General features: G+C 63.1%; 4 protein-coding genes and 1 pseudogene. 2 read left to right on the top strand and 3 right to left on the bottom strand.

Going from position 1 to position 3,464, the window contains the following annotated elements:
- Positions 1-442 (top strand): annotated as a pseudogene (locus tag ABR948_RS29115) (AAA family ATPase); the annotation flags it as partial.
- Between the two features lie 12 nt (positions 443-454).
- Here ABR948_RS29115 and ABR948_RS29110 read toward each other — a convergent pair.
- Positions 455-1,690 carry an MFS transporter gene (locus ABR948_RS29110; protein ID WP_428124705.1) on the bottom strand — a complete coding sequence of 412 codons (1,236 nt, stop codon included), beginning with the start codon at positions 1,688-1,690 and terminating at the stop codon, positions 455-457.
- A gap of 120 nt (positions 1,691-1,810) precedes the next feature.
- On the opposite strand from ABR948_RS29110, the gene ABR948_RS29105 reads away from it, so the two are divergent.
- The gene (locus ABR948_RS29105; RefSeq protein ID WP_428124703.1) at positions 1,811-2,374 is read left to right on the top strand and encodes a TetR/AcrR family transcriptional regulator; all 564 of its coding nucleotides are present in this window, start codon (positions 1,811-1,813) and stop codon (positions 2,372-2,374) included.
- A gap of 27 nt (positions 2,375-2,401) precedes the next feature.
- On the opposite strand, the gene ABR948_RS29100 is transcribed toward ABR948_RS29105, so the two are convergent.
- Both ABR948_RS29100 and ABR948_RS29095 read right to left on the bottom strand, forming a co-directional pair.
- The gene (locus ABR948_RS29100; RefSeq protein ID WP_428124701.1) at positions 2,402-3,157 is read right to left on the bottom strand and encodes a bestrophin-like domain; all 756 of its coding nucleotides are present in this window, start codon (positions 3,155-3,157) and stop codon (positions 2,402-2,404) included.
- A partial coding sequence (locus ABR948_RS29095) for a GMC oxidoreductase (protein WP_428124699.1) occupies positions 3,154-3,464 on the bottom strand: 311 nt, incomplete at its 5' end. The genes ABR948_RS29095 and ABR948_RS29100, both read right to left, overlap by 4 nt.

Raw genomic sequence — 3,464 nt, 5'->3', positions numbered from 1 at the left:
CATGGAGTTCTTCGTCTACGAGACCGGCGAGAACATCAAGGCCAGGCTGCGCCCGATCGTGATGATCACCTCCAACAACGAGAAGGAATTGCCGGACGCCTTCCTGCGGCGCTGTTTTTTCCACTACATCAAATTTCCCGACGTCGACACCATGAACCGGATCGTCGACGTGCATTTTCCCGGCATCAAGAAACGCATGGTGGAAGAAGCCCTGCGGATCTTCTTCGAGGTGCGCGAAGTGCCGGGCCTGAAGAAGAAGCCGTCGACCTCGGAACTGCTGGACTGGCTGAAGCTGCTCCTCAACGAAGACATCACGCCGGAAATGCTCAGGGAGCGCGACCCCCGCAAGCTGATCCCGCCGCTGCACGGCGCGCTTTTGAAGAACGAGCAGGACGTGCATCTGTTCGAGCGGCTGGCGTTCCTGAGCCGCAGGGAAGTGTAAACCGTTGTTCCCTCAACGCGTGGTCCACAGCGACGCCGTCATCGAGATGAAGGCCAGCAGCATGATGACGGCGCCGTAGAGATAGGCGGTGGTGGAAAGCCCGATCTGCGGGACCGACAGTCCGGCGATGACCGCGGGCACACTGAACGCCAGATAGGATTGCAGATAGAACGCCGACAATAGCCCGGCGCGCTGATGCGGTTCGGCGGTGGGCAATAGCGCGCGCAGCGTTCCCGAGAAGGTTGCCCCGAATCCGACGCCTGCGATCACGGTCCCGGCCAGCAATGCGGCCACCTGCTGCTGCTGGATTCCGGCCATCGACACGGCGACGCCGAGCCCCAGCGTGCTGGTGCCAATCAAGATCAGCCGCCGCGCCGGCCAGTCCCTGAACATCGCGACCGCGACGGCCGCGGTCAGCATCAGCGCCGCGACCACGACGCCGCCGACCCAGGGCGAGGCGACACCCATCGCCGTCGCCACCACGGTCGGCATCAAGGAGAGGTAGAGCCCGCCGAGCGCCCAGCCCGCCACATTGGCCGGCGTGAGCCTGGCCAGAACGGCCCGCGATTGCGGCGGTACGCGAACATGCGGGCGCAGCGAGGCCAGCGCGCCTGCTTTTCGCGTACTGCTTTCGGGCATGACGTAAAGCAGCGCGATCAGCAGCGCCGTCAGCGCCAACAGGACCTCGTACACCCGGTGCAACGGGTCGGACGCGAACGTGATCAGCGCGGCCGCCCCCAATGAGCCGGCGGTCATGCCGAGAAAGGCGGTGACGCTGTTGAGCAGAGGTCCGCGGACACGGTTGGTATCGAGGATCGCCGCGCCCATCGCGGTGGTGCCGACACCGACGCAAAGCCCCTGGACCATCCGTGCCAGAATCAACTGCCCGACATCCCGTGCTTCCGAGAACAGAACCATCGCCGCGGCGTTCAAGAGCAGCGCCACCAGGATCACCGGACGCCGTCCGACATAGTCGGACAATCCGCCAACCGTCAGCAGGGTGGCGAGCAGGCTCGCGACGTAACTCGCAAACACGATCGTAATCCAGAACGGCGTAAGATGCATCGACGCCTGATAGAGGTGGTAAAGCGGTGTCACTGCGCTGCTGCTCGCCGCGATCAGCATCGCACTGGCGAAACTGAACCATGTCATGGCGCCGAGCGGCAGGGAGCGGCTTGAGCTTTGGGATGCCGTGGCGAGCGCTTCGGCAGCGGCCGCGCCGGGCGGATTTGTCTGGCAGACTTGCATAGCTGGCTCCTAAAGCTAATATATAGCCTTAGCTATATGGGAGCCCGAAGCCTTAAAGCAAATCATTTGCGTTAAGATCGACCCTCGTTTTGGCATGGCAAGGTTGCACGGAGCAAAAGCGTGGCGGTCAAGGAGCGCGTTCGGGTCGGGGGACGGAGCGCACGGATCCAGAGTGCTGTGCACGACGCGGTGAGGCGTCTCGGCGCTGAGACCCATCGCGATGAACTCACCGTGCCGCAAATAGCCGCCGTGGCCGGGGTGACGCCGTCGACGATTTACCGGCGGTGGGGCGACCTGTCGGCGCTATTGGCTGATGTCGCCGTAGAGCGGTTGCGGCCGATTTCCGACCCCGAAGACACCGGCGCCACGGCGTCAGACCTGCGGGTGTTCATCGAACAGTTCATGGAAGAGATGTCGTCGCCGGTGGGCCAGGCGCTGATCAGGGACGTGTTTTCGCAGTCGGGAACCTATCCGGTCCAGTGCGCGGGCTTTACCCACGAACATCTGGCGACCATCGCTTCGCGGGCAAAAGCCCGCGGCGAAACGCCGTTCGATATCAACGAGGTGATCGACCATGTCGTGGCGCCGATCATCTATCACATCCTGTACGGCGATCGGGAATTGACGCTGGACTACTGCCATTCCCTGCTGGAGCGGATCCGAACCTTGCCGCGCAAGAATTGACGGCCCGCTGAAGACCCGCCCGCGCCATCAATTCAAGGGTGCCAGCGTATGCTTGAGCTGCTCCTTGGGTATCTGCATCAGGCCGACAAACGGCCGGCTCAAATCCGCGACCAGGAACAACGCCGTCGAAATCGACAACGCAAACACCAGCAATGCGGCAAAGACGACCGGACCGGGTTCGACGAACAGGCCGAAGCTGACAAAGACGACCATCAGCCAGAAGATCAATATCAGCATGAACGGCGTCAGGACCGGCGTGTCGCCATCCGCGAACATCGAAAGCCGCGTCCGCGCGATATCGGCGATGGCCTGCTCGACGCGCGATTTCAGCCCGCGCTGGGTGTCGTTGTTCGGCGACAGCGCTGCGGCCGCCGTATAGAGCTGTTCGGCGAGCGAGCGGGCCGTAAATGCGGTGTCCTGCGAGGCCGTCGCCTTCTCGTGCCAGATCCGGTCGATCGCGGCTGGAACCTGTTCGCGCATCTGTTGGCGCATGGCGGTCGCCTCCGGCCCATACTGCGCGAGCAACTGATCGACCTCGACGAGATAGGCCGCCAATTGCCGGAAGTGAGCATCCTGCGTCTCGTAGGAAGATTTCGCCGAAGCAATCGTCAAACTGATAATGACGGCAACCAGTGTTGCAAGCAGGCTGGCGCCGAGCCGGATCATTTCCCTTGTCTCGGCGTTCAGATGGGCCTTGGGAAGCCGCACGCGCAGCGTCATGCCGGTCGCGCCGCCGGCGAGAATGGCGAAAAACGAGACCAGAAAAATCCAGGTCGATGTCACGACATGCTCTTTCCCCGGATCAGGTCGGAGGCTTTATCGGCGATCATCATGGTCGAGGCATTGAGATTGGCTGAGATCATGCGCGGCATGATCGAGGCGTCGATCACGCGCAGGCCCTGCAACCCGTGCACGCGTAGCTGGTCGTCGACCACGGCCCATTTGGCATCGGCCGGCCCCATCCGGCAGGTGCAGCCGGGATGAAACGTCGTGGTGCCGCGCTGGGTCGCCGCGGCAAGGAATTCGTCGTCGGTCTGCACCCCGGGCCCGGGAAAATCCTCATACGCGTAATAGGGCGCGAGCGGCGCCG

The organism is Bradyrhizobium sp. (assembly GCF_050014615.1).
Lineage (GTDB): Bacteria > Pseudomonadota > Alphaproteobacteria > Rhizobiales > Xanthobacteraceae > Bradyrhizobium.
This window is presented reverse-complemented; position numbering and strand designations above follow the sequence as displayed.